The 24,850-nt window shown below is 43.4% G+C and carries 13 protein-coding genes and 2 tRNA genes; 11 read left to right on the top strand and 4 right to left on the bottom strand.

The features are described 5' to 3' along the window. Window positions 1-76: 76 nt before the first annotated feature. Window positions 77-871: a DUF2797 domain-containing protein gene (locus tag ZOBGAL_RS11575; protein WP_046287894.1), complete on the top strand. Its 795-nt coding sequence runs from the start codon at window positions 77-79 to the stop codon at window positions 869-871. A gap of 220 nt (window positions 872-1,091) precedes the next feature. On the opposite strand, the gene ZOBGAL_RS11570 is transcribed toward ZOBGAL_RS11575, so the two are convergent. Next, a complete protein-coding gene (locus ZOBGAL_RS11570) occupies window positions 1,092-3,821 on the bottom strand; it encodes an AsmA family protein (protein WP_013993794.1) in 2,730 nt (909 codons plus the stop codon). A gap of 164 nt (window positions 3,822-3,985) precedes the next feature. Further along, window positions 3,986-4,696: a queuosine precursor transporter gene (locus tag ZOBGAL_RS11565; RefSeq protein WP_046287893.1), complete on the bottom strand. Its 711-nt coding sequence runs from the start codon at window positions 4,694-4,696 to the stop codon at window positions 3,986-3,988. A 106-nt stretch (window positions 4,697-4,802) separates the two neighbouring features. Here ZOBGAL_RS11565 and ZOBGAL_RS11560 point away from each other — a divergent pair, with 106 nt between their 5' ends. Continuing rightward, on the top strand, window positions 4,803-6,902 hold the full coding sequence (locus ZOBGAL_RS11560) for an OmpA family protein (RefSeq protein ID WP_013993792.1): 2,100 nt from the start codon (window positions 4,803-4,805) through the stop codon (window positions 6,900-6,902). 74 nt (window positions 6,903-6,976) lie between these two features. On the opposite strand, the gene sppA is transcribed toward ZOBGAL_RS11560, so the two are convergent. Further along, window positions 6,977-8,740: a signal peptide peptidase SppA gene (sppA, locus tag ZOBGAL_RS11555; protein ID WP_013993791.1), complete on the bottom strand. Its 1,764-nt coding sequence runs from the start codon at window positions 8,738-8,740 to the stop codon at window positions 6,977-6,979. A 71-nt stretch (window positions 8,741-8,811) separates the two neighbouring features. On the opposite strand from sppA, the gene folK reads away from it, so the two are divergent. Further along, entirely contained in the window at window positions 8,812-9,957 is a 1,146-nt protein-coding gene (gene folK / locus ZOBGAL_RS11550; RefSeq protein ID WP_046287464.1) for a 2-amino-4-hydroxy-6-hydroxymethyldihydropteridine diphosphokinase, read from the top strand. Here folK and ZOBGAL_RS11545 read toward each other — a convergent pair. Next, entirely contained in the window at window positions 9,954-10,493 is a 540-nt protein-coding gene (locus tag ZOBGAL_RS11545) for an RNA methyltransferase (RefSeq protein WP_013993789.1), read from the bottom strand. The two genes, folK and ZOBGAL_RS11545, sit on opposite strands and share 4 nt — an antisense overlap. 198 nt (window positions 10,494-10,691) lie before the next feature. Between ZOBGAL_RS11545 and mutS the strand changes: the two genes are divergently transcribed. From mutS to ZOBGAL_RS11505, 8 genes are all read left to right on the top strand, one after another. After that, window positions 10,692-13,274, top strand: coding sequence for a DNA mismatch repair protein MutS (mutS, locus tag ZOBGAL_RS11540; protein WP_046287892.1), 2,583 nt, complete (start codon window positions 10,692-10,694; stop codon window positions 13,272-13,274). Between the two features lie 133 nt (window positions 13,275-13,407). Further along, window positions 13,408-13,480, top strand: a tRNA-Gly gene (locus ZOBGAL_RS11535). An 87-nt stretch (window positions 13,481-13,567) separates the two neighbouring features. Then, window positions 13,568-13,651: transfer RNA gene (locus ZOBGAL_RS11530), tRNA-Leu, on the top strand. 253 nt (window positions 13,652-13,904) lie between these two features. Further along, complete coding sequence (locus tag ZOBGAL_RS11525; protein WP_013993787.1) at window positions 13,905-16,700, top strand: helix-turn-helix and ligand-binding sensor domain-containing protein; 2,796 nt, start codon at window positions 13,905-13,907, stop codon at window positions 16,698-16,700. Window positions 16,701-16,973: 273 nt separating this feature from the next. After that, window positions 16,974-19,943 (top strand): SusC/RagA family TonB-linked outer membrane protein, encoded by a 2,970-nt coding sequence (locus ZOBGAL_RS11520; protein ID WP_013993786.1) that lies wholly within the window; start codon window positions 16,974-16,976, stop codon window positions 19,941-19,943. 9 nt (window positions 19,944-19,952) lie between these two features. After that, the gene (locus ZOBGAL_RS11515; protein WP_013993785.1) at window positions 19,953-21,569 is read left to right on the top strand and encodes a RagB/SusD family nutrient uptake outer membrane protein; all 1,617 of its coding nucleotides are present in this window, start codon (window positions 19,953-19,955) and stop codon (window positions 21,567-21,569) included. Window positions 21,570-21,599: 30 nt separating this feature from the next. Then, window positions 21,600-23,255 carry a hypothetical protein gene (locus ZOBGAL_RS11510; protein ID WP_013993784.1) on the top strand — a complete coding sequence of 552 codons (1,656 nt, stop codon included), beginning with the start codon at window positions 21,600-21,602 and terminating at the stop codon, window positions 23,253-23,255. 74 nt (window positions 23,256-23,329) lie between these two features. Beyond that, window positions 23,330-24,481 (top strand): family 16 glycosylhydrolase, encoded by a 1,152-nt coding sequence (locus tag ZOBGAL_RS11505; protein WP_013993783.1) that lies wholly within the window; start codon window positions 23,330-23,332, stop codon window positions 24,479-24,481. Window positions 24,482-24,850: the final 369 nt, after the last annotated feature.

The raw sequence follows: 24,850 nt of genomic DNA, 5'->3' as shown, positions 1-24,850 counted from the left end.
TTTGGGTATCTTTGAATTCGCTAAATTTAGGTTTAATAGTTATCATTTTCAAATCGATTTTAAATCAAACTTTTTTATGCAGTACGAAGGCGTTCTAAGAAAAATGCAGACGGAAATAGGAAACCCCATTCAATACTACATGGTATTTGAAAATGATTTTCTAAACGTAAACCAAGTTTTAGGCAAAGCCCTAGAAATCAATTTCATAAAGTTCCAATGTTTGAACTGCGGAAATGACCGTCCTATTTTTCGCCAAGGTTTTTGCAAGACCTGTTTCTATGAAATACCCTCCGCAGGCGATTGGATCATGCGGCCCGAACTCAGTACCGCCCATCTTGACAAAGAAGATCGCGACCTAGAATACGAGAAAAAAGTACAATTGCAACCCCATATCGTTTACTTGGCCAACTCGAGCAACATCAAGGTCGGCGTTACCCGAAAGACGCAAATACCTACACGGTGGATCGACCAAGGGGCGCACGAGGCTATCGAAATAGTTGAAGTACCAAATAGATACTTGGCCGGGATTACGGAAGTAGCCCTTAAAGACCACATTGGCGACAAGACCAATTGGCGAAAAATGCTCACGAATAACGTAGAGGATGAAAACTTGGTCGAATGGCGCAACAAACTAAAGCAGTACATCCCTGAGGAGGCCCAAGCGTATTACATTGCCGACAATACAGAGACCAATCTTGAGTTTCCGGTACTGAAATATCCTGAAAAGGTAAAAAGTCTTAACCTCACAAAAACCCCGAACTACAAAGGCATTTTAAAAGGGATAAAGGGCCAATATTTTATTTTCGAAGACAATACCGTGTTCAACGTTCGCAGCAACGAGGGATATTACATATCGCTTCAGATTAGCTAAGACTTGTTAAAGCTTAGAACAAAACAGCAATACGCCACACTTTCGCCCTTCACCAAAACCTGAACGGCCTCCCTATCGACAAAAGGCTGTTGAAAGTTTTCCTATCAAAAAAGCCCCCAGTCACTTTTTAAGCGATTGGGGGCCATTAGTCGGTTTACCTTTTTTATATTTTTTATCGGAAACAACAAAAGGAGCCAAAGAAAGAAGGCTATCCGTTTTGTTATTCACTTTTCTTTTTTCCCAAGAGACCGCCCAATATGTCCTTGGCCTTCTCCTTGACCACACCTTCATCTTTCTTAGGCGTGGCCGAATCCGCTTTCACCTCGGTCGTATCTTTTTTACTTCCTCCCAAAAGACCGCCCAAGACCTCTTTCACACCATCTTTGGTCGAAGTTTTGGTAGAATCCGTTTCAGAATTGTTTCCTCCCAACACATCGCTCAATAGATCTTTGGCCTTATCCTTTCCTTTACCGATAAGTTTTTGCTTTTGAATTTCCACCAATTGACCGGTCAAGTTCTTTACCCCTGAGCTCAGGTCGGTGCTTACACTAGGATTATCATAATTACCTCCAATACTGGCTACAACGGGAATCGTCAAATCTTTTAAGTCGTCCTCGCCTATTTGTGAAATCAGTTTGTTCACGTCACTACCGAGGTATTTCGCCGGCACTTCCATAGTCGCCTTATAATCCATCTTCTTGTCAAAGGTATGGCTACCTCCAACGTTGATGGCAATATCCTTATACTTTACGGTAAAAGGCTTCACGCTTACAAGTCCGTTTTCGAAGCTAAGCTTGGTTTTTAAATCATCGAGGTTCAATTGTTTAAGGTCGATAAAGCTCAACTTACTATCTAATGCGGTAAGCAAGGGAGCGCTTTCCGAATCGATTTCCTTGGTCATTATATCGGCAAAAATATCACCGCTCAAGGTCAATAAATCAGGCACTAGGTCATCGGTAAGGTTACCTGAAAGTTTTATATCGGAATCAAGTGTACCTTTTAGAATCTGGGCAATCGGTGCAACCGCCTTAAAGAGCTCCAAAGACTTGAATGTTTCGCTGATTCCCAGTTGTTTCATGTCGAGATTCATGGCAAAGGTGGGAGTTTCCTCCTTGGTCGAAACCTCACCATTAAAGGCCATAGTACCATTAAAAATAGAAGAGGTCATATTGGTCAACGTGGCCTTTTCATCTTTTATACGCAGATTTCCCTTTACATCCTTTAAAGTAAGGTTGTCATAAAGCACAGTATTGGCCGATGCATTGATGTTGGCATCCAAGAATGACGGAATCTTAATTTTTTCTTCCGTAGCACCTCCCGTTTCAGTGCCTCCCGTTTCAGCCCCTTCCGTTTTGTCCTCTTGGGTTTGCCCCTCATTTTCTTCGACCATAAAATCACTCAAGGCAAAGGTATTGGATGAAAGGTCAAAGTCTCCCTCTACCTTCTCATCGTTGAACATAAAGCCCAACAGGTTTTTGATGGTTCCTTTCGCGTTAAAATCGGTCTTACCCGTAGTACCGCTCAACTCATTCAAGGTCACCGTAGTCGGGTTGAAGGTCAAACTTGTCGTTTTTAGTTTTACAGGATTGGGTATCTCAGCAGACTTATATTCAAAATCACTGATACTAAGCTTACCATTGGTCGTTGTTTTCTCATACTGCTCCTTTTCTATGGAAGCCATATCAAAAGACGTACTGACATCGGCGACCAACAACCCCTTTAAATCAAGGTCGGCAGGCACGGGATACGCTTGTTCAAGGTTGGCCAAATTCATATTGCCATCGATATGGGCCTTTACCTTTGTGTTCCCCATAAGCTCCTTGATATTGGCCGTCATATTAAACTTGTCCTCGTCGATCATAAAGGACAGTTTTTCAATGTCAACATAGGTATCTTCCACAATACCCGTATTGTTGTTTATTTCGGTATCGATAAAAACGTTACGAACCGATTTCGGCAAATCAGGATATTTGAAGGATGCGTTTTCAGAATTGATCTTTATATTGAATTTAGGGATGTGCTCTTCATCGACAATACCTTTAAATTGACCTTCCAAGATAAAATTTCCGGTAGTCTTTACACTTTCTATGTTCTTTGAATACTCTGCAGGAATGACCGCCAAAAAGTTTTTAAAGTCCGAAGACGGGGTTTTAAAGCTGATATCGACCTCTTGGTTGTTTTCGTTCAGTTTAATAAATCCGTCAAAGACCAAGGCCAATTGGTTGATCAGCGCCTCATTTTCAAGGAAGCTATATTTATTTTCATTCAAGTCCACTCCGATAAGGGCGTCGAGTTGAATTTTGTTTTTGTTCAGGTAATTGGTGCTATCCATTTCAAAAGACACCAAAGCTTCGGTAAAGGTATCGAGTTCCGATTTTTCCAAAGAAAGATCTCCTTTACCGTTGTGCTGCATTTCGGAAATTTCCAAACGCATACCGGTAGAGCGGTCATCATAAACAATTTTGGTATTGGTAATGGCATACGACTGCAGGTCTAGGACAAAGCCCTCACCGGAAGTCTCGGCAGGCGCACTTGGCTCGTCGGAAGGTAGGGAGATATCAAAACTCGCATTCTCTTCCTTATCTATAGTAACGTTCACCACGGCCCCATCAAGCGTTAGGCTTTTAATACCTATAGCCTCACCTTGCCCCTTGAACAATTCACCTATACCCATTTTAAGCGCTACGCTCTTGGCGGCAAAAAGGGTATCGCCCTCAAAGGGGGCCTTATTCAAAAGAACCACATCTTCCAAGCCCACTTCGGCATTGGGAAAATTACTAATAAGGCTCAAATCGGCCTTTGAAAAATCGAGAGTTGCGTTCACATTATTGTTCACGTTATTCTTTATGATCTCACCGATTTTAGATTCAAGGAAAAAGGGTGCGGCCACCAGTATGGCCACAATAAGCAATACAAGCACTCCTACGATCCTAACTATTTTCTTTTTCATAATTCTATTTCAAATACTGATTTATAAAATGCAATGGAATACAAAACACATAGGCCAAGAACAAGCTTGAAACCAAGCTTAACCTAACGAAAGAAGAGCGGTTTTTTGAGCTCTCATATCAAGATTCTTAACCCTATCGATACAACTCAAAAAAGCTATGAATATTATACCTCTAGCGCTATTTCTTCCCCAACGGCCAATTTGAACCGTTTTCGCATGATATATACGAAGAAATACAGAAAAGGAGTGTCGAGAAACGCTATTAAAACCTTAAAAATAAAACCGCTTACCACCAGACCAAAAAAGAGGTCCCATGGCAAAACGCCAAAAACACAGAGCAGCCCCACTACGGTAAAGGTATCAACGAACTGGGAAAGAAAAGTGGAAAAGTTGTTCCGGACCCAAAGGTACTTGCCCTTGGTAATCCTTTTCCAAAAATGATAGATGGCAATATCGATATACTGCGCAAAGAGATAAGCGATCATCGAAGCCAAGACGGCTATGGGGGAAAGGGCGAACACCTTGGTAAATGTCGAATCGCCTACAGGGGAAGAAGTTATGGCCGGGGCCATTTCGGCCACCAAGATGATGGCCATTGAGAACAGGCTAGCAAAAATACCTGCAGTAACAATCTGATTGGCCTTTTTCCGTCCGTAGATTTCCGAAATCAGATCCGTAATCAAAAAAGTTATCGGATAAGGCAAGACACCCACCGATATCTCGAACAACGAGACCCCAAAAACAGTAAAATCACCAAAGGGATTCCAATAAAAAAACTTCTGAAAAATAAGATTAGAGACTACCAAAGAAGTTATAAAAAGCGCTCCTAGGTAAAGATATATCTGATACGCCAAACGGCTATCTTTTAGATTCATAAGCTTTTTCATGTTAAAATCATCGATGAACCATACAATTTCGTCGATGATTGCCCGTTATTGCAAGACTCTCTAAAAACCAAAAATAGCTTAAAAAAACCCAAGCATGAAAAAAACGATACTTACATCATTACTCGTTCTAGGCGGACTAAGTGCCAAAGCCCAGTCGTACGTCGGTTATCTGACGGACAACTACAGCGGTGTCAACGGCCTTATCGCCAACCCTGCCAATATTACGGATTCAAGGTTCAAAACGGACATTAATATTGCAGGTGCCAGTACATTCTTTAGTAATGATTACTACGGATTAAAGTTGGGCGACGTGGTCACCTCTGATTTCGACTTTGATACCGATGGCAAAAAATACCCCAAAGACAGTAACAACTTTTTTGGAAATGCCGATGTTTTAGGGCCATCGTTTATGTTCAACCTCACCCCTACCAGTTCCTTGGCCATTTTTACAAGGGGAAGGGTCGGCTACAACGTAAATAAGATCAACGGAAACACCTTTGAAAGCATCTCCAACGATTTTGACGAAAACGAAGACCTATTGATCGACGAGGACGATGTCTACCTTACGGCGAATGCTTGGGCCGAAGTTGGCGTCACCTATGCCCGAGTGTTAATGAACAAAGACCAGCACTTTTTAAAGGGAGGTATCTCTTTAAAATACCTGCAAGGTTTGGGCAACGCTTATGCCAGCGGAAAAAACGTCACTATAGATTATGATGCCGACGGCACTCCCCTTCCAGGAGGGCAGACCACCGGAAGCATTGAATCGACCGGTGAGGTAAATTACGGGCACAGCGATAATATTGACGATAATTTCGAAGATTTTGAAGTTGAAATCGTAGATGGGGCAACCGGCTTCGGCGCCGATCTAGGTGTCGTTTATGAGTGGCGCCCAGATTACGCCTCCTATGCCTCCAACGACGGTTCGAATACTTTCAAACATCTAAACAAATACAAATTAAAGTTCGCGCTTTCCATCAGCGACATTGGGTCCATCAACTATAAGAACGGTACCCAAAACACCTATGACATTACAGGAACGGTAAATGAGGACGATTTTGAGAACGAAGACAACCTCGAAGACCTTCTAAACAATCTCTATACCCAGACCGGCACCAGTAGTTCAGAAAAATTCGCTTTACCGACGGCCTTGCATTTTAATGTAGACTATAGCCTGAACAAGAGTTTTTACCTGAACCTGAACACCGATTTCTCTTTACGATCTAGCACTAAGGTAAATACCAATAGAATACCTACCATGGTATCATTTACCCCTCGCTATGAAAGCAAATGGTTCAGTTTTTACATGCCCGTTAGCCTTATACAAGGTTCAGGTGCACAATGGGGCGCAGGTTTTAGGGCCGGACCTCTATACATCGGTTCCGGATCGGTTATGAGCTTATTGTTAAGCGACAATTCTAAAGCTGCAGACGTTTATGCCGGATTAAAAATACCCGTTTACCAAGGAAAACCGAAAGACAGGGATGGCGATGGCATCGTCAACCGAAAAGACGACTGTCCCGATGAGTTCGGCCCAGCCGAAAACAATGGTTGCCCATGGCCTGACACCGATGGTGACGAGGTAGTTGACAAAGATGACAAGTGCCCAGAGGAAGCTGGTGAAGTCATGAACGATGGCTGTCCGCTTGTTGATTCCGATGGTGATGATGTACTTGACGAAGACGACAAATGCCCGAACGAACCCGGAGCTGCCGAAAACGAAGGGTGCCCATGGCCCGACACTGACAACGACGGAGTTTTGGATAAAGACGACGAATGCCCTAACGAGATGGGAACCGTGGCCAACAAAGGCTGTCCTGAAGCTCCCGAAGTTACCGAGGAAGTACAGAAGCAGTTGAACGATTACGCCAAGACCATTCTTTTCAATTCAGGAAAAGCAAGTATAAAGTCGGAATCTACCGCCGTTTTAGTAGACATCATAAGCATCTTAAAAGAATATCCGGATGCGAAGTTCAGTGTGGAAGGCCATACCGATAGCATAGGAAGCAAAGCCACCAACCAAAAACTATCTGAATCTAGGGCCATGTCGGTCAGGGATTTCTTGATCAAAAACGGAATCGACGCCTCGCGTTTGACCGCCGTTGGTTTCGGGGAAGATAAGCCCATTGCCTCCAACATGTACAAAGATGGTCGCGCCCAAAACAGAAGGGTTGAAATCAACCTTGTAAAATAGCATACCAAGACCACCTATTATATACCAAAAGAGCCAGCATATTGCTGGCTCTTTTATTTTATTCAATAACAAAACTATTTGATATCAAGTACAAATGGCATGCGTGCCTGAACCCCTTCCCTTTCCATAACGGACTTCACTTGTTTCAATATAGAATAGGCTTCCGTTCCTATTTCCTCTTCAATAATCCCTTGTTTCACTTTAGCACTGGCTCCACCTAAATCTTCCATAAACCTTTCGAATCCCGATTTATATTTAGGGTATTTTTTGAGTCCGTAATTCTCTAACTCGGCCATATTTGCGGCTTCCGCTATGGCATCCTCCAAATTACCCAGTTCATCTACGAGTCCCATCCGTTTGGCATCTACACCGCTCCAGACCCGGCCTTGCGCCAAACTATCCGCCTGGGCCATACTAATGTTACGCCCTTGGGCTACCCGTTGTAAAAAAGTATTATAGGTACTCTCAATACCTTCTTGAACATAGTTCCTGAAATTATCGGTCATCGGTTCAAAAAGGGAGTATTCAACCGAGTTTTTGTTGGTTCCTACCTGCTCGGCGTTGATACCGATATTCCCGGCCAGTTCACTCATATTGGGTATGGTTCCAAAAACACCTATGGAACCCGTAATGGTTGTGGGTTCCGCGAAAATTTTATCCGCACCCACGGCGATATAGTACCCTCCCGAAGCGGCCACATTCCCCATGGACACCACCACAGGTTTTTTCTCTCGGGCCAATTCGATTTCCCGCCAAATTATATCGGAGGTCAAAGCACTGCCCCCCGGGGAATTTACCCTGAGTACAATGGCCTTTACCTTATCATCTTCCTTGGCTTCTATGATCGCCTCATTGATGATGCCCTGACCTATAATATCAGGACCTCCTTCACCATACAATATTTCACCTTGTGCAAAAATAACGGCGATTTTATCGGCTCCTTTTTTAACGATTTTCTTGTTCGAACGAATGACATAGTCGTCTAGTGAAACCACGTTCATATCGTCATCTTCACCAAGGTTCAACGCATTCCTGAGTTTCTGCTGGTATTGATCAAAGAAAATTACTCCGTCCAACAGTCCTGTTTCCTTGGCATATTCAGGGGTTCTTCCCCCCAAGGTATCGGCAATGACGTTCAGGTCGGCAGAAGGTATATTCCTTCCTTTAGAAATATCTTCCAGCATTGAATTCCACAGCGAACCTATCAACTCTTTAATTTGGGTACGGTTGGCCTCGCTCATTTCATTTGATATAAAAGGCTCAACGGCGCTCTTATACTTTCCATGGCGTATGACTTCCATTTTCACCCCTGTCTTTTCCTGTAAATCTTTAAAGAACAACACTTCCGAAGACAAGCCCCTAAAATCTAAGGCCCCGACCGGGTTCATAAAGATAGAATCGGCCACACTTGCCAGGTAGTAATCTTTCTGCATGTAAAAATCACCATAGGTATAAACGAATTTACCACTGGCCTTGAATGCCTCAAGTGCTTTGCGGATGGCCTGCGTTTGGGCAAGTCCCGCCATCATAAAATTATTGTTGATACTAATGCCCTTGATATCGTCATCGTCCTTTGCCACAGAAATGGCATGTAAGATTTCATCAAGTCCTTGTGACTGCTCATACAATGCCCCGGCAAAAGGATCCATTGCATTATCTCCCACATAATCGCTGATCGGACGTTTTAACTGCAGCTCTAAAACCGAATTTTTCTTTATGGTCACCGTGTCTTCAGAACTGCCCACGATACCAATAAAGATAATGAACATAACAAACACAACACCAAAAGCAATAAGGCAGCCTATGATGGCCGCCAAGAGATTTCTTAAAAATTTCATGAAAATTAGGTTAGTATTTTTATCCAAAGATAATGAACTCACCTCTACTTTTTGTTACTTTGCCTTATATTATGAATGACCCCAAAACAGTATACCTCTCACTAGGAAGCAATCTTGGTGACACTTTGAACAACCTGCAGGATGCAGTGTTCGCTATACACAATACCGCCGGAGAAGTGCAGAAGATATCGCATGTATATCAAACAAGCTCTTGGGGTTTTGAGTCTAGCGACTTTATGAACATTTGTATATCGATCAAAACGGTCATGGCCCCACAGGAGCTTTTGCGCACCCTTTTGAACATTGAGACCAAACTCGGACGAGTGCGGTCTTCGGAAGACGGCTACCATCCGAGGTCTATCGACATCGATATTCTATATTACGAAAGGGAAACCTTTATTTCAGAAAACTTGGTGATACCACACCCCGAACTCACCTACCGTAAGTTCGTATTAAAACCCTTGGCGGATATCGCTCCCCAGTTCTATCACCCGGTACTGAACAAAGACACCCGCAACCTCATTCAAGAATGCCGTGACAAGGGCAAACTTGAACGCACGACCTACCGATTGCACAAGAACAGGGCCGACCTTTTTGCCCATTTGAACTTTATAGCCATCGAAGGGAACATCGGGGCCGGTAAAACCACCTTGGCCAACAAAATCGCCGAAGATTTCAGTGGCAAATTGGTCTTGGAACGCTTTGCCGACAACGCCTTTCTGCCAAAATTTTACGAAGACCAAAGTCGGTATGCCTTTCCTTTGGAAATGTCTTTCTTGGCCGACAGGTACCAGCAGTTTACCGACGACACCTCTCAGTACGACCTGTTCAAAAAATTCATGGTAAGCGATTACGACATATACAAGTCCCTTATATTTGCCCGTATCACGCTACAGCAAGAAGAATTTGAACTGTACCGAAAACTCTTCCACCTCATGTACAAAGAGGTAAAGAAGCCCCGTTTATACGTTTACCTGTATCAAACGACGGAGCGTTTGCTCGATAACATCAAACAAAGAGGCCGGGATTACGAACAAAAAATTGCCCCCGATTATCTCCAAAAGATCAATAAAGGGTATTTTGAATTCATCAAGGGCTATCCTGAGCAGAACAACCTGATCATTGAATTGGGCGACCTTGATTTTGTGGAACGCAAAGAAGATTACGACACCATTATTGACAAGATCTCCAAGTTTGCCGTTCACTTGCCGAATTAGGCCTTTAAGGCATTTAGTTTAGACCACAGGTCCCATACCACCACGCCCACACTCACCGAAATATTCAAGGAGTGCTTGGTTCCGTATTGGGGAATCTCCACCACATTGTGACTGGCGCTCACCACCTCTTGCGACACCCCTTTAACTTCGTTCCCGAATACTAGGGCGTACTTTTTATCCGCATCTATTTCAAGTGCGTTCAACATTACGGCATTTTCGGCCTGTTCAATAGCCAAGACGGTATACCCATCGGCCTTCAACGCTTCTACAAGCTCCACTGTATTTTCCTCATAGGCCCAATCTACACTTTCGGTAGCCCCAAGGGCCGTTTTTCTAATGTCTTTATGGGGCGGCTGTGCGGTAATACCGCAGAGGTATATCTTTTCGATCAAAAAGGCATCGGAAGTTCTAAAGACCGAACCGATGTTGTTCAAACTCCTGATGTTGTCCAACACAATAACAATAGGGGTTTTATCGGCCTGTTTAAAGGCTTCGACATCTAATCGGTTCAATTCTTCGTTCTTGAGTTTTCGCATACTGTACCTCCGTTAAGGGAGTGTTTTAAAGGTTACCGATCCGGTAAAACGCCGAAGATAAACTTATCCTCAAATATCAACAATGGTTTATCTTCCCTTGAAAAAATAGTACTTTCGTTTTACGGACTTTCGCTGTAAAATTAAACTATTCAGATCGCTTTGGGAAAATCGCAAAAAACAAAAAAGGTTACACCTTTGATGAAACAGTACAACGCCATCAAGACGAAGTATCCTGATGCCCTACTATTGTTTCGCGTAGGGGATTTCTATGAGACTTTTGGGGAAGATGCCGTAAGGGCCTCTAAAATTCTGGGCATTATACTCACCCATAGAAACAATGGTGGCGACCGTACCGAACTGGCAGGTTTTCCTCATCATTCGCTAAACACCTATTTGCCCAAATTGGTAAAGGCCGGTGAGCGCGTGGCCATCTGTGATCAGCTAGAGGATCCCAAAATGACCAAAACGATCGTGAAGCGCGGTGTTACGGAGCTCGTTACACCCGGGGTAGCCATGAACGACGATATACTAAGCGCCAAGTCCAACAACTTCCTTTGTGCCGTTCATTTTGGAAGAAAGCTCTTAGGGGTTTCCTTCGTCGATATTTCCACAGGGGAATTCCTCACTTCCGAAGGAACCGAAGAACAGATCGACAAACTCTTGCAGAACTTTGCCCCGAACGAGGTGTTGGTTCCCAAAAAATACAAAAAGGAATTTCTTGAGGTTTTCGGAAATCAGTTCCACACCTTCTATATGGAAGATTGGGTCTTTCAGAACGACTATGCCCAAGAGACCCTTACCAACCATTTCAACACCAGCACCCTAAAGGGCTTCGGTGTTGACCATTTAGGACACGGTATCATTGCTTCGGGCGTAGTCTTGCACTACCTTTCGGAAACGCAGCACCGGCAGTTGCAACACATCAACAGCCTAAAGCGCATTGCCGAAGAAGAGCACATTTGGATGGACCGTTTTACCATCAAAAACCTAGAGCTTTACCATTCTACCAACCAAAATGCGGTAACCCTTTTAAGCATCATAGACAAGACCTTGTCACCCATGGGCGGACGTATGCTCAAACGATGGCTGGCACTTCCCTTAAAGAATACCGAAAAGATAAACCGTAGGCACCAGGTAGTTTCTTATTTACACGACCATGACGACACCTTGCTGAAAATACAGCAACGGATCAAACAGATGGGCGACCTTGAACGCCTCATATCAAAGGTGGCGACCGGAAAAGTGAACCCAAAAGAGATTGTACAGCTCAAAAATTCGCTCGAGGCCATCATCCCTATCAAACAACTAACGGCCCAAAGTAATGACGAGGCCCTCCAGCTTATTTCCGACCAATTGCACGCGTGCGATATGCTCCGCAACAAGATCAAGGAAATGATCAACGAAGAGGCTCCCGTACACATCCCTAAGGGCAAGACCATCGCCGATGGTTATTCCGATGAACTTGACGAACTTAGGGGCCTCGCCTTTTCAGGAAAGGACTATTTAGATAAAATGCTCGCCCGCGAAAGCGAACGCACGGGCATTACCTCATTAAAAATTGCCTCGAACAACGTTTTCGGCTACTACATCGAAGTACGGAACACACATAAAGACAAGGTGCCCGAGGAGTGGATCCGCAAACAGACCTTGGTCAATGCCGAGCGCTATATCACCGAAGAACTAAAAGAGTACGAATCAAAGATCCTTGGGGCCGAGGAGCGCATTCTTAGCCTCGAACAACAACTGTTCTCACAATTGGTGGTCTGGGCCCAAGAGTATATTGCCCCCGTACAGAACAACGCACAGCAGATAGCCCAACTCGATTGTCTTTGCGGCTTTGCCCAGCTTGCCAAAGAGAACAATTATGCCAAGCCTGTCATTAACGATACAACCGAAATCAACATCAAGAACGGTAGGCATCCGGTCATAGAAAAACAATTGCCCTTGGGAGAGGCCTACATTGCGAACGATGTGACCCTCAACCGAGACGAGCAACAGATCATAATGATCACCGGACCCAATATGAGCGGTAAATCGGCCATCCTTAGACAAACGGCCTTGATCGTACTCTTGGCCCAAATGGGCTCTTTTGTGCCGGCAGAGGCTGCCGAAATCGGCTATGTGGATAAAATTTTCACCCGTGTCGGGGCGAGCGACAACATTTCTATGGGCGAATCTACCTTTATGGTAGAAATGAACGAGACCGCCTCTATCTTGAACAACCTATCGGAGCGCAGTTTGGTCTTGCTCGACGAAATCGGAAGGGGTACAAGCACCTACGACGGTATTTCCATTGCCTGGGCCATTAGTGAATACCTACATGAGCATCCGGCACGGGCCAAGACGCTTTTTGCCACACACTATCACGAACTCAACGAAATGGCGACCACCTTTGAGCGCATCAAAAACTACAACGTTTCGGTAAAGGAATTAAAAGACAATGTACTTTTTCTTCGAAAATTGACCGAAGGCGGAAGCGAGCATAGTTTCGGCATTCACGTAGCAAAAATGGCCGGAATGCCGTCCCAAGTAATCCGAAAGGCAAACAAAATTTTAAAAAAACTTGAAAAATCGCACTCAAGCGAAGAGCTCACCGATAAATTACAAAGTGCCCAAGACGAGATGCAATTGAGCTTCTTTAATCTAGACGACCCCTTGCTCGAACAGATAAAGGAAGAAATAACCCACCTCGATATCAATACCTTAACACCGGTTGAAGCCCTTATGAAACTAAACGAGATCAAACGATTATTGACCAAAAACAAGCAGGTTAGTTCGTAAATTTCCTACAGCAAAACCGTCTGTTTTTTTATTTTTCAGATTTCATAAAAAATTTCTTTGCATTTTAGAGAATTGTATTAAATTTGCATCCGCATCTGTGAAAGATGTCACGTTCTTTACCTTTAATAACTATGCGAAAATAGCTCAGCTGGTAGAGCGCCACCTTGCCAAGGTGGAGGTCGCGGGTTCGAATCCCGTTTTTCGCTCAAAGAGCACAGATTTCATCTGTCTTTTGCTCGACATTATAAACGCTGCTTGTCGGCGTTTTTTTGTTAAAGACTTTACCAATAGCGGCTCGAGTGGTGGAATTGGTAGACACGTTGGACTTAAAATCCAATGGACATTAGTCCGTACGGGTTCAAGTCCCGTCTCGAGTACAGATGAGAAGCCAAGATTAATCGTCTTGGCTTTTTCTTTTTCCGCTTGTTTCAGTTCGAATCGAAAAGCTTTCCTACATACAGTCTAAAATGCATAAATTGCACCTGACAAGAACATCCCATATTTCGCCCTATCGATCTCAAAATCATAAAAGAAAGGTTGTTAAGGTTTCTGTCCAAAAAAATAATCGCCATAACTAAGATTATTATTTTAAATTATCCCTTTCGTAGGTTCTAATTATATTCCATTGATTTGAAGTACTATATTCTTTACTTGATCAGTTTTACATACCTAAGCGTATGCGCACAGGAATTACCCCCTATTAAAAATTATACGCCCCAAGAATATAACGGCGAATACCAGAATTGGGGTATTTCACAATCTTCATCAAAGACTATTTTTATAGCCAATCACATGAACCTTCTCGAATTCGACGGTTCTACATGGCACCGCTATAAACTACCAAACGCTTCGGTCATAAGGTCGGTCAAAGCGGTTGACGATAGAATATACACCGGATCTTACAAAGAATTCGGTTATTGGAAAAAAGACGATAACGGCGAGTTACAATATACCTCCCTATCCGATAGGTTAAGCATTACCATGGCCGAAGATGAAGAGTTTTGGAAGATTCTACCCATAGACAGTTCCATTCTTTTTCAATCTTTAGACCGTATATACATTTACGACCCCACAGAAAATACTTTTAAGTTTATAGAGGCCGAGTCACAAAAGGCCAGGCTGAACCTTGTCGACAATAAGGTCTACTTTCAAATAGCAAAAAAAGGATTATTTACCATCGATGGCGGAAAACCTCTTTTGGTAAGCAACCATCCTGTTTTTACCACACATACGATTATCGGGGTGTACAAACACCTAAACAACCTCATGGTCATAACCGACAATGGACAGTTTTACCAATACGACTTTTCAAAACTACACCCTTGGCCAACCGACATGACCCATTTAAATGTGAAGTTGTACGAAAGCCTTCAATTGAACGATGGCAGTTTTGTGTTGGGCAGTATTGCAAACGGCTTCTATCACCTATCATCGAGCGGCAAACTCATTCAAAACATCACCCAGGCCAAAGGCCTGAACAACAATACGGTACTTTCTATATTTGAAGACAGCGACAATAACCTTTGGCTAGGCCTTGACAACGGGGTAAGTGTGATCAACATTTACTCTCCCATTAACGAATATGCAGATCATTTGGGCAATTTAGGACTGGTATACGCCGCCTTGTCACACAAGGGCTATCTCTACCTAGGAACCAACCAAGGCTTATTTGCAAAGCGAACGGACGGCAGCGATAATTTCGAACTGATAAAAGGTACCGAAGGACAAGTATGGAGCCTTCAACTGGTTCGTTCGACCATATTCTGTGGCCATAACAACGGGACTTTTGAAATTCATGAAGATTCCGCAAAACTCATCTCCGATTTTCCCGGAACATGGGCCGTAAAAACCATTGCTTTCAACAACGAGCTTTTGCTACAAGGCAATTACAACGGATTAAGCGTTCTGGAAAGAAAAAACGGCAATTGGAAATTGCGCAATATAATTGAAGGGTTCAACACTTCGAGCCGTTTTTTTGAAATCGATTCCCTTCAGGTAATCGTCGATCACGAACAAAAAGGCCTATATAAACTTGAGCTCGACCAAAATTTAAAACAAGTAGTACAAATGCAACAGATCCCCAGAAAGGGGCATAGCTCCAACATTTTCAAGTTCAAAGACCGGTTGTACTACAAGACCAATGATGCGATTTATACCGTAGGACACTCTTTAGACGACATTGCACTGGACAGTACCTTTACAAAATTGATTTTTTATAAGGATGAAGCACCAACCAGTATTATTATTCCAGACACCTTAAACGAAAAGCTATGGTATTTTACCCATAACGGAATAAAGTATATTGCCCCTAATACCCTGACCGGAAAACTGGGCCAGAAGAACATCCCTATGCCCAAAGCCATAAGAAGCAACTTTGGTGTATCGGGTTTTGAAAATATCTCACACATTTCAAACAATGAATACCTCATAGGAAGCTCTAATGGATACCTTACCCTCGACCTAAACAAAATTTCGACCTCCAAGCACAACGTACAGATCAATGCCATCAATTATGGAAACTATCGCGATATTTCAAATAAGGCCAATTTAACCCAAGAAGGTGAATTTGACTATATACATAACAATCTACGATTTGAATTCAGCGTCCCTGAATTCAACAAATATATCGACGTTCAGTACCAGCATAAACTAAAGGGCCAATACAATGAATGGAGCGAATGGTCGGAAACCCCTGAAGTCGTCTATACCAATTTACCTTTTGGCGACTATGAATTCATCGTAAAGGCCAAAATCGGCAACAGCCTAAGCAAAAACATCGCATCATACACATTTACCATACATAGACCGTGGTACGCCTCAAACAGTGCACTCTTATTGTATCTATTGGCATTAGTTCTGTTATTCTTTACAATACACAGATTCTACAAACGGTATTACCGAAAAAAACAAGACTCGATAATTAAACGAAATAAGAAGGAACTCGAACTTCAAAAGCTAGAAGAGAAGGATAAAATTGCCCAAATTGTCAATGAAAAACTTCAAAGCGAAATAGAGAACAAAAATAGGGAGCTTGCCATTTTGACCATGAGCTTCCTAAAGAAAAACAAGTTTCTCTATGCCCTCAAGGAAGATTTGATCAACATTTCAGAGCAAAAAAAAGCTATCAACCCTGTCATTAAGAAAATTGACCAAAACATTAGCAGCGAAGACGACTGGAAGTTTTTTGAAGACGCCTTCAACAATGCGGACAAAGACTTTTTAAAACGCATCAAGAGCAAACACAAAAATCTTACGAATCACGATTTACGGTTATGCGCCTATTTGAGACTCAATTTATCCTCCAAAGAAATAGCACCATTACTCAACATATCTGTAAAAAGTGTTGAAATGAAGCGATACAGGCTCCGTAAAAAGTTTGATCTACCACATCAAGACAACCTCATTGACTATATTTTGAACTTCTAATATCACCCGATAAAAAAATCCGCCCCTACACATCATACGATTACCTCTACATTGCCTCTACAATCCCTCTAACAACCAATTAACCAGTAAAGTAAAAAGCGGTTTACAGCGGACCCTTAATATTCTTCAATCATCATATTTAACGGGGTAATTTTAATAAAATCATAATTTTTATATGCAAATTATGTCAATGTAGGTTTTTTATAGAGGCATCTTCTTTGTTAAGGATACGTTAACCCATCTATTTTTGAGTGTAAACTAAACCGCTCGAAAATGAGATATGTTCTATTAAAATTCATTGTACTCATATGTACTACTGTTTGTTATTCACAAACTAAATCGATAAGTGGCACCGTATCGGATGCCATGGGGCCGTTACCCGGGGTCAACATTGTCGTCAAAGGTACTTCCAACGGGGTTGTAACCGACTTTGACGGAGCATATGTTATCCAAAATATCACAGATAAAGATGTCTTGTCATTTAGTTATATTGGTTTTCTTACGAAAGAAATCACCGTTGGCGATGCTACTACCTTAAACGTAACCTTAGAAGAGGATGCCCAAACCTTAGATGAAGTTATTGTAGTAGGTTACGGTACACAGAAGAAAAGCAATGTAGTCGGTTCCGTTACCAGTGTCGAGGTCAACGAGGCTACCTCGGTACCAACCACAAACGTTTCCGAAATGCTAAGGGGCCGAGCCGCAGGGGTTCAGGTAAATTTATCGGATGCCCGACCTGGGGGCGGATCGGAAATCGTTATCCGTGGAAATGTTTCCGTAGCACCTAACGGCAATTCCCCCTTGGTCATAGTCGACGGCCTGCCCTTTGACAGTTTGAACGATGTATCACCCGATGATATCGCCAATATAGAAATTCTAAAAGATGCCTCGGCAACTGCCATATATGGTTCGCGAGCCTCCAATGGGGTCATCCTGGTAACTACAAAAACCGGGAAATCGGGGAAATCGACGATAGACTACCATGGGTATACCACCATTCAGACCCTTACCAAGAACTTCAATCAATACGATGGACAACAGTATATAGACCTAAAAAGGGAAGCCAACCGAAACCGGTTTACGGGCGAATACCTGAACGATGAGAATATTTTCTCCCCTTTCGAATTGGAAGCCATTGCTAACAAAGACTTCGTCGATTGGGAAGATTTGATCTTACAAGACGCCGTAATCCAAAGCCATTCACTTAGCTATTCGGCAGGAAACGAATCGACCAAGGTATTTTCAAGTCTTAACTACTTCTCCCAAGAAGGAATTATTCCCAATTCAGGATACGACCGTGGCACCTTTAAACTAAACATTAATCAAAAGCTTACCGACAAGTTATCGTTGAAAGGTATTTTCAACTACCAAAGCGCCAAGCAAGACCAAGAAACCGGTAACCTAAACTTCACCACCATAACCCCATTGGCCAAACCTTTTGACGATGAAGGAAACTTGGTGAAAAATTATTTGGGACCATCAAACACTGCGATCAACCCTTTATGGGACCAAAGAGAATCGGAAGACGAAACCAAAATTAACCTTACGGACATCAACTTGAGCTTGGTATACGATTTCAATCCAAACCTATCCTATACCTTAAAAAGCTTCTTGCGCAACAGAAACACCAATAGGGGAATCTATCGTTCATCATTGCATTCGGCAGGAGATGAAGGCATAGATGGCCTTGCCGTTATCTCGAACACCTTTTTCAAACAACTGTTGATAGAGAACATTCTCGATTACACCCCGCAAATAAACGACAATAACAGCCTAAACTTTACCGCGGTACAAGCCTTCGATGAACAATTGACCGAATATAGCCAACTAGACAAATCGGGCTTTACGAACGATGCCCTTGGTTATAATGGCAATGCAACCACTTTGCTTAATAGTGAAAGAAGTGTTTCACAAAGAAGGCTGCTTTCTTTTCTAGGCCGGGTAAGGTATGGCTATCTAGACCGCTACCTTCTAGAGGCCACTGCCCGTGCCGATGGAGCCTCGGTTTTTGCCGAAAACAACAAGTGGGGGTTCTTTCCTGCGGTATCAGTGGCCTGGAAAATGCACAGCGAACCTTTTATGGAAAATATCAAGGCCATAGATGAAATGAAGCTCAGGGTAAGTTACGGGGCCACAGGTAACCAAGGTATCAATTCACTCGAATCGTTGGGTGTGGCAGACGATCTTCCTTATATATTTGGTGACAGGACCGTTGCCGGAGCTACCGCCTCCTCACGCCTGCCCAATCCCGATTTAAAATGGGAGACCACAACAACCTTGAACGCAGGTGTCGATTTTAGACTCTTCAACAATCTATTCGAAGGTACTTTAGAGTATTACAAAGCCAACACCACCGACCTGTTGCTCGACAGGTCCATTGCCGGAACGACGGGGTACAATGTAATTCGCTTCAATGTGGGCGAACTGGAAAACAGGGGGCTCGAAGCTTCCTTAACGACAAATATCATTAGAAAAGAAGAGTTCAGATGGTCGCTCGGAACCGTTTTTTCGAAGAACAAAAACGAGATCATTTCCCTTACGGGCGAATTGGATGAAAACGGCGACCCGATCGATATTACCGACACCTACGGCAGGCGCCTATCAGTAGGCCAATCCATCAACAATATTTGGCTACCACAATACGACGGCATCTATCAAGAAGGCGATGATATCGCAAGTTCGGGCAACCCTTTGGCGCAGCCCGGAGACGTCAGGGTCGTAGACCAAGATGGCAATGGCCAGATCGATAATAGGGACAATGTTTTTATCAATGCCGACCCCGATTGGTACGGATCCATCACCAATACGATTACCTATAAGAATTTTGATCTTTTTGCCGACCTCTATATTGTACAAGGAGCGACCAAACTGAACACCGTTCTTGCCAATGGCGAATTATGGAAGGGATCCATTAATGGTATTCGAGCCAAATACTACACCCCCGAATACCCTTCGACCGAATACCCAAGGCCGAAACCCGACACCCATCTACACCTGTATTCCTTTGCAGTAAGGGATGCCTCGTACGTAAGGCTAAGAACCTTGACGCTCGGATATACCTTTCCAAAAGATCTATTTTCAAAAACGGGGTTTCAAAGAGCGAAAATTTATTTGACCGGCACCAATTTACTGACGTTAACCGATTTTAGGTCGTATAGTCCGGAACAGAACCCCCTCACCGATTCGGGCACGGCATTTCCCGAGACGAGAAACATCACACTTGGCGTCAAACTAGGATTTTAAAATACTGTTATGAAAAATACAAATAGTTACATATTGTTAAAAAGACTTTTTACTCTAGTCATTGCCGTTGCCCTATCGAGCTCTTGCGATGATGATTTATTAGAGGATAAATTACTGTCCGACACATCGGTCGATTTTCTCTATTCTACCCCTGAAGGTCTTGAATCGGCCGTAGTCGGACTTTACACGCTCAATCGTGAAATCTACCAAGACCTAAGCTTGAACGGAACCATTCCCTTGATTCCTCAAGCCAAAAGCGATCTGGGCGTAGGCATAACCGGTGAGGTATCCCTTTACAGTAGACTGTTGTGGGGAGCCAGCCTTGGCGACTACGGAACTACGGCAGGTATAAGCGCCTATTGGGTTCGCAATTACAAGGTTGTAGATAGGGCAAATGCCATTATCAAAGGGGCCGAAGAACTCGACGACATCGACATTAGCCTCAAAAACCAAATTTTGGCCGAGGCCAAATGTATGCGGGCGCAAGCATATTTTACACTTTACCGCTTATTCAACAACATCTATATCACTACCGAGCCGACTACCCCCGAAAACGCTTTTGACGTACCCCAAGACAAATCATCAGTAGATGAAATATTCGCCTTACTCAGGTCAGACCTCGATTTCGCAATCGAAAACCTTGATTATTTTACCGAGCAATTCGGAAGATGGAACCAAGGTGCGGCAAGGCACCTCAGGGCCAAAGTAGCCATGTGGGAAAACGATTGGAGCGAGGCCGCCGACCAAACAGAAGCGGTATTGAACAGTGGAAACTACAGCCTGGCCCCCACCACCAAAGACGTTTTTGCAGGGGAGCTCGACCACGTAGAAACCTTGTTCGCCATCAATTTTGAAAAAGAAACCATCGGCGGTGGCGGTCCGCATATTATGAACTGGAACATGGTGGCGTCATACGCCGATGCGCCCGGTTTGATACAATCGGTAGAAAACGGCGGTTCCGGAGCGGGCTTTATTTCATTGAACAGCTACATGATCGACCTACTTAACGAAGATCCCAACGACGATAGAAAAAACAACACCTATTACATATTTAACTATGCCTATAATGATGAAAGCGCACTTCCTGAAGGTAAGGAATTAGGCGATCCCCTCGATCTATATGAAAACAGCGAAACCGACCAGAACGAATTTATGCTGTACTACAGACGACAAAATCCCGGTGTTCTTAAATTCTTCGATGAAACGGTCGAACCCACCGACCGAAACCACTATAAAAACATTATGGTCTACAGATTGGCCGAGACCTATTTAATCGCAGCAGAGGCCCAAATGATGTTAGGCAACAATGCCAAGGCCCTCGATTATTTAAATACCGTTAGGACAAGGGCGAACGCCGCTCCGGCCAGCTCTATCGACCTGCAAACCGTACTCGATGAAAGGGCGCGTGAACTCGGTTTTGAGGGACAACGCTGGTATACCCTCAAAAGAACCGGCAAATTGTACGAGTTCTTGCTCGACCATATGAACAACGACAATATGAACGAGTCGTACCCCGAAGGAAACCCCAAAACGATACTCAGGGAGTACATGCAAAATTGGCCTATTCCACAAGAACAGATGGATTTACTCGGTCCTAACTACCCTCAAAACGATGGATACAACTAAAATGGCCTAACATAATTAAAACATTGAATTATGAAAAAATACAGAACAAATATAAGAGTCCCACGTACCTCAATTCTTTGGCCACTAATTTTTATAGGGGCATTGTCGGTCGTTAATCTTTCTTGTGAAATGGAAGATGATACACCACCGCCTTCGGCCTATGTGGCTCCGAAGCCTGAGCCCGTTACCGAAGAATGTACTTTCAAAACGGTCTTACCCGATATCTCAAAAGGATTGGATTTTGAATGCGAGGGACCCGATATTTCCTTTTTCGGTGAAAAAGACGGTTCACTTTCCCTTGAATTTACCGAAAACCCAGATGCTTCGGGGATCAATACTTCAGATAGGGTAGCAGCATACACTCAAACGGAAGGAGTCGAATCTTGGGCCGGACTATTTTTTGACTTATCCGGAAAAATTGATTTCTCAGGGCTTCAGACGATAAAGCTCATGGTATACGCCCCTGCTGCAGAACAAATTGTGCTTTTAAAACTTGAAGACAGTTCCGACGGTACTATCAACAAAGAAGTACAATCAGAAACGACTACCGCCAATGAATGGGAGGAACTCTCCTTTACTTTTTCCGCAAGCGACACCGACAAATACGATAGAATGGTGCTTTTCTTTGATTTTTCAGGGGAGAAGACCGCCCCTACCACCCATTATTTCGACAATATCGTAATGGGCGAAGGAAGTGTTATCGAAGAACCTACCGAAACCGGGGAACCCACCATGGCAGCCCCTACACCGACTGTGGCCGAAACCGAGGTTATTTCCCTATTCAGCGACGCCTATACTAACGTAGCGGATACCAATTTTAACCCCGACTGGGGCCAAGCCACCGCTGTTTCGGAAATAGAGATAGCAGGCGATGCCGTTTTAAAATACGAAAACCTGAACTATCAAGGCACCCAATTCGCCGCGCCCATAGATGCTTCGGAAATGACCATGCTCCATATCGATTATTGGACGGACGACTCAAGCGAACTGAACGGCTACCTCATCAGCTCCGGCCCAGCTGAAACGGCCTATGCCTTTGAAATCAGCACAGGTCAATGGAACAGTGTAGACATTCCCCTAAGTCATTTTTCAAGTGTTGTAGACCTTACGGATATTATTCAATTAAAGTTCGATGGCAATGGCACCATTTACCTCGACAACATCTATTTTTATAACCCGCCGGCTACCGACCCAACAGCGGCAGCCCCTACTCCCCTAACTCCCGATACCGATGTAATTTCCCTCTTTAGCGACACCTATACCAATATACCCGTAGATACTTGGAGGACCGATTGGTCGGAGGCTGCCCTTGAAGAAATCGACATCGATGGCAATGCAACGAAAAAGTACAGCGACCTCAACTTTGTGGGAATAGAAACCGTAAACAATCAAATCGACGCCGGTAGCATGACCCATTTTCATACGGATATCTGGACGGCCGATGCCACCGAAATACGGATTAAACTTGTAGACTTTGGCGCCAATGGAGCTTATGACGGAGGCGACGACGTAGAACATGAAATTACCATTGCCAATCCGGAACAGAACACTTGGATATCGCTTGACATACCCTTGTCCGACTTTACGGGCTTAACCACCAAAGGCAATATCGCCCAGCTCATCTATGCGGCACAACCCGTTGGATCTGCCACCCTATTTATTGACAATGTATACTTTCACAAATAAATCAGCAACTTAAATCCTGTGGTAGTTATTCGAAAGGTTTTCATAGAAAACTGCTATAACCAGAAAAAAATATCATGAAAATTAATCGAAAAACGCCCTTTTACCGAATGATTATGATAAACTACCTAAACCTATCACTCTCTATACTTCTAGTTGCACTTTCTTGCAGTTCTACGGATTCAGGACAGGATCTAAAACCTACTGATTTGAAGGTAGACATCACCCTTGTAGGTACAGATGACGCCCACCCAAATGGTAATGGTTCCGGAATCGTAGAGGTTTCGGCCTCAGCCTCAAATGCGGTGAGATATGCCTTCAGGTTCGAAAATGGTGATGTAGAAGACAGCACGGATGGTTCCACCACCCATACATTTACAGAAGAGGGCACCCACCCCTACACGATAGTGGTTTGGGCCTATTCCCCTACGGGCGAATTCATTAACGAGACCTTCAATGTAGAAGTATATAAGTCGAATGAAGCCTTTAATACCTTAGTGTTTTCAGACGAGTTTGAATACGAAGGAAAACCCGACCCGGAAAAATGGCACTATCAGGTGATCCCCCCGAATAATGGCAGCTGGCATAATAACGAATTACAGCATTACACAAATCGTAGTGAAAATTCATTTGTAAGCGATGGCACATTAAAAATAAGGGCCATAAAAGAGAAGTATACCTTTGAGGGCTCTACAAAAGATTACACTTCGGCCAGGCTGAATTCAAAATTCGCCTTTACTTATGGAAAAGTTGAAGTGAGGGCAAAACTACCAAGTAAAAAAGGCACATGGCCCGCCATCTGGACTTTGGGTGCCAACTCAAATGAAACCGGAAACTATTTTGGCGAACAATATGGCAACGCCGAATGGCCCGCATGCGGCGAAATTGACATTCTGGAACAAAACGGCTGGGACAAGGAAAGTACTATTGCCCATTTTCATTGGTCCGATCTTAACTCTGATGAATACCAGAATTTAGGTGGCACCACCCCCATAACAAACGCCTCCGGTTCATTCCACGTTTATTCCCTAGAATGGAACGCCTCCGCAATGAAAGTATTTCTAGACGACACCCTTGTTTACGAATTGAAAAACTCTCAGAACACGCCATATAACGCCCCGCATTACCTACTGTTGAACATTGCCATGGGCGGAACCCTGGGCGGTGATATCCCCGAGAATTTCACAGATGATATTTTTGAAATAGACTATGTAAGGATCTATCAATAAGGTCACGAACCAACCTTTTGCTCTAATCAACTAAAAACCTTGTCAATCTTCGGATTTTCAAGGTTTTTTTCTAAACGACTGAAACTTGCCAATCATTTTAAACACGGAATAGCTATACAAAAGCTTAGCGTTTTCTTCCTTTTGTAGGTTCCCACACATGTAAAAAACTTTAAGACCATTCGTTTTCCTTAATAGATAATGAATACCTTAAACAACAAACCATCAAGCTTTCATTTATCTACCCCCTAATATTTCGATTTATTCAAGTTTTTCGCAAACCCAATGCATTATTCCTACCTTTTTAACCCTAGTACTATATAAGTTTTCTTAAGTTAGTTGGCAATATTGAATAATTATAAAAAAAACAAA

It is taken from the genome of Zobellia galactanivorans (assembly GCF_000973105.1).
In the GTDB taxonomy this organism is placed as follows: Bacteria; Bacteroidota; Bacteroidia; order Flavobacteriales; family Flavobacteriaceae; genus Zobellia; species Zobellia galactanivorans.
The sequence above is the reverse complement of the archived record's forward strand: the minus strand, read 5'-3'. Positions and strand labels throughout refer to the sequence as shown.

Excerpts from the sequence above, each read along its gene's own strand:
- ZOBGAL_RS11505 (WP_013993783.1), top strand. The coding sequence starts at position 23,330 with ATGAAAATTAATCGAAAAACGCCCTTTTACCGAATGATTATGATAAAC.
- folK (WP_046287464.1), top strand. The coding sequence starts at position 8,812 with ATGAATGACCCCAAAACAGTATACCTCTCACTAGGAAGCAATCTTGGT.
- ZOBGAL_RS11545 (WP_013993789.1), bottom strand. The coding sequence starts at position 10,493 with ATGCGAAAACTCAAGAACGAAGAATTGAACCGATTAGATGTCGAAGCC.
- ZOBGAL_RS11520 (WP_013993786.1), top strand. The coding sequence starts at position 16,974 with ATGAGATATGTTCTATTAAAATTCATTGTACTCATATGTACTACTGTT.
- ZOBGAL_RS11515 (WP_013993785.1), top strand. The coding sequence starts at position 19,953 with ATGAAAAATACAAATAGTTACATATTGTTAAAAAGACTTTTTACTCTA.
- ZOBGAL_RS11570 (WP_013993794.1), bottom strand. The coding sequence starts at position 3,821 with ATGAAAAAGAAAATAGTTAGGATCGTAGGAGTGCTTGTATTGCTTATT.
- ZOBGAL_RS11565 (WP_046287893.1), bottom strand. The coding sequence starts at position 4,696 with ATGAATCTAAAAGATAGCCGTTTGGCGTATCAGATATATCTTTACCTA.
- ZOBGAL_RS11560 (WP_013993792.1), top strand. The coding sequence starts at position 4,803 with ATGAAAAAAACGATACTTACATCATTACTCGTTCTAGGCGGACTAAGT.
- ZOBGAL_RS11510 (WP_013993784.1), top strand. The coding sequence starts at position 21,600 with ATGAAAAAATACAGAACAAATATAAGAGTCCCACGTACCTCAATTCTT.
- mutS (WP_046287892.1), top strand. The coding sequence starts at position 10,692 with ATGAAACAGTACAACGCCATCAAGACGAAGTATCCTGATGCCCTACTA.
- sppA (WP_013993791.1), bottom strand. The coding sequence starts at position 8,740 with ATGAAATTTTTAAGAAATCTCTTGGCGGCCATCATAGGCTGCCTTATT.
- ZOBGAL_RS11575 (WP_046287894.1), top strand. The coding sequence starts at position 77 with ATGCAGTACGAAGGCGTTCTAAGAAAAATGCAGACGGAAATAGGAAAC.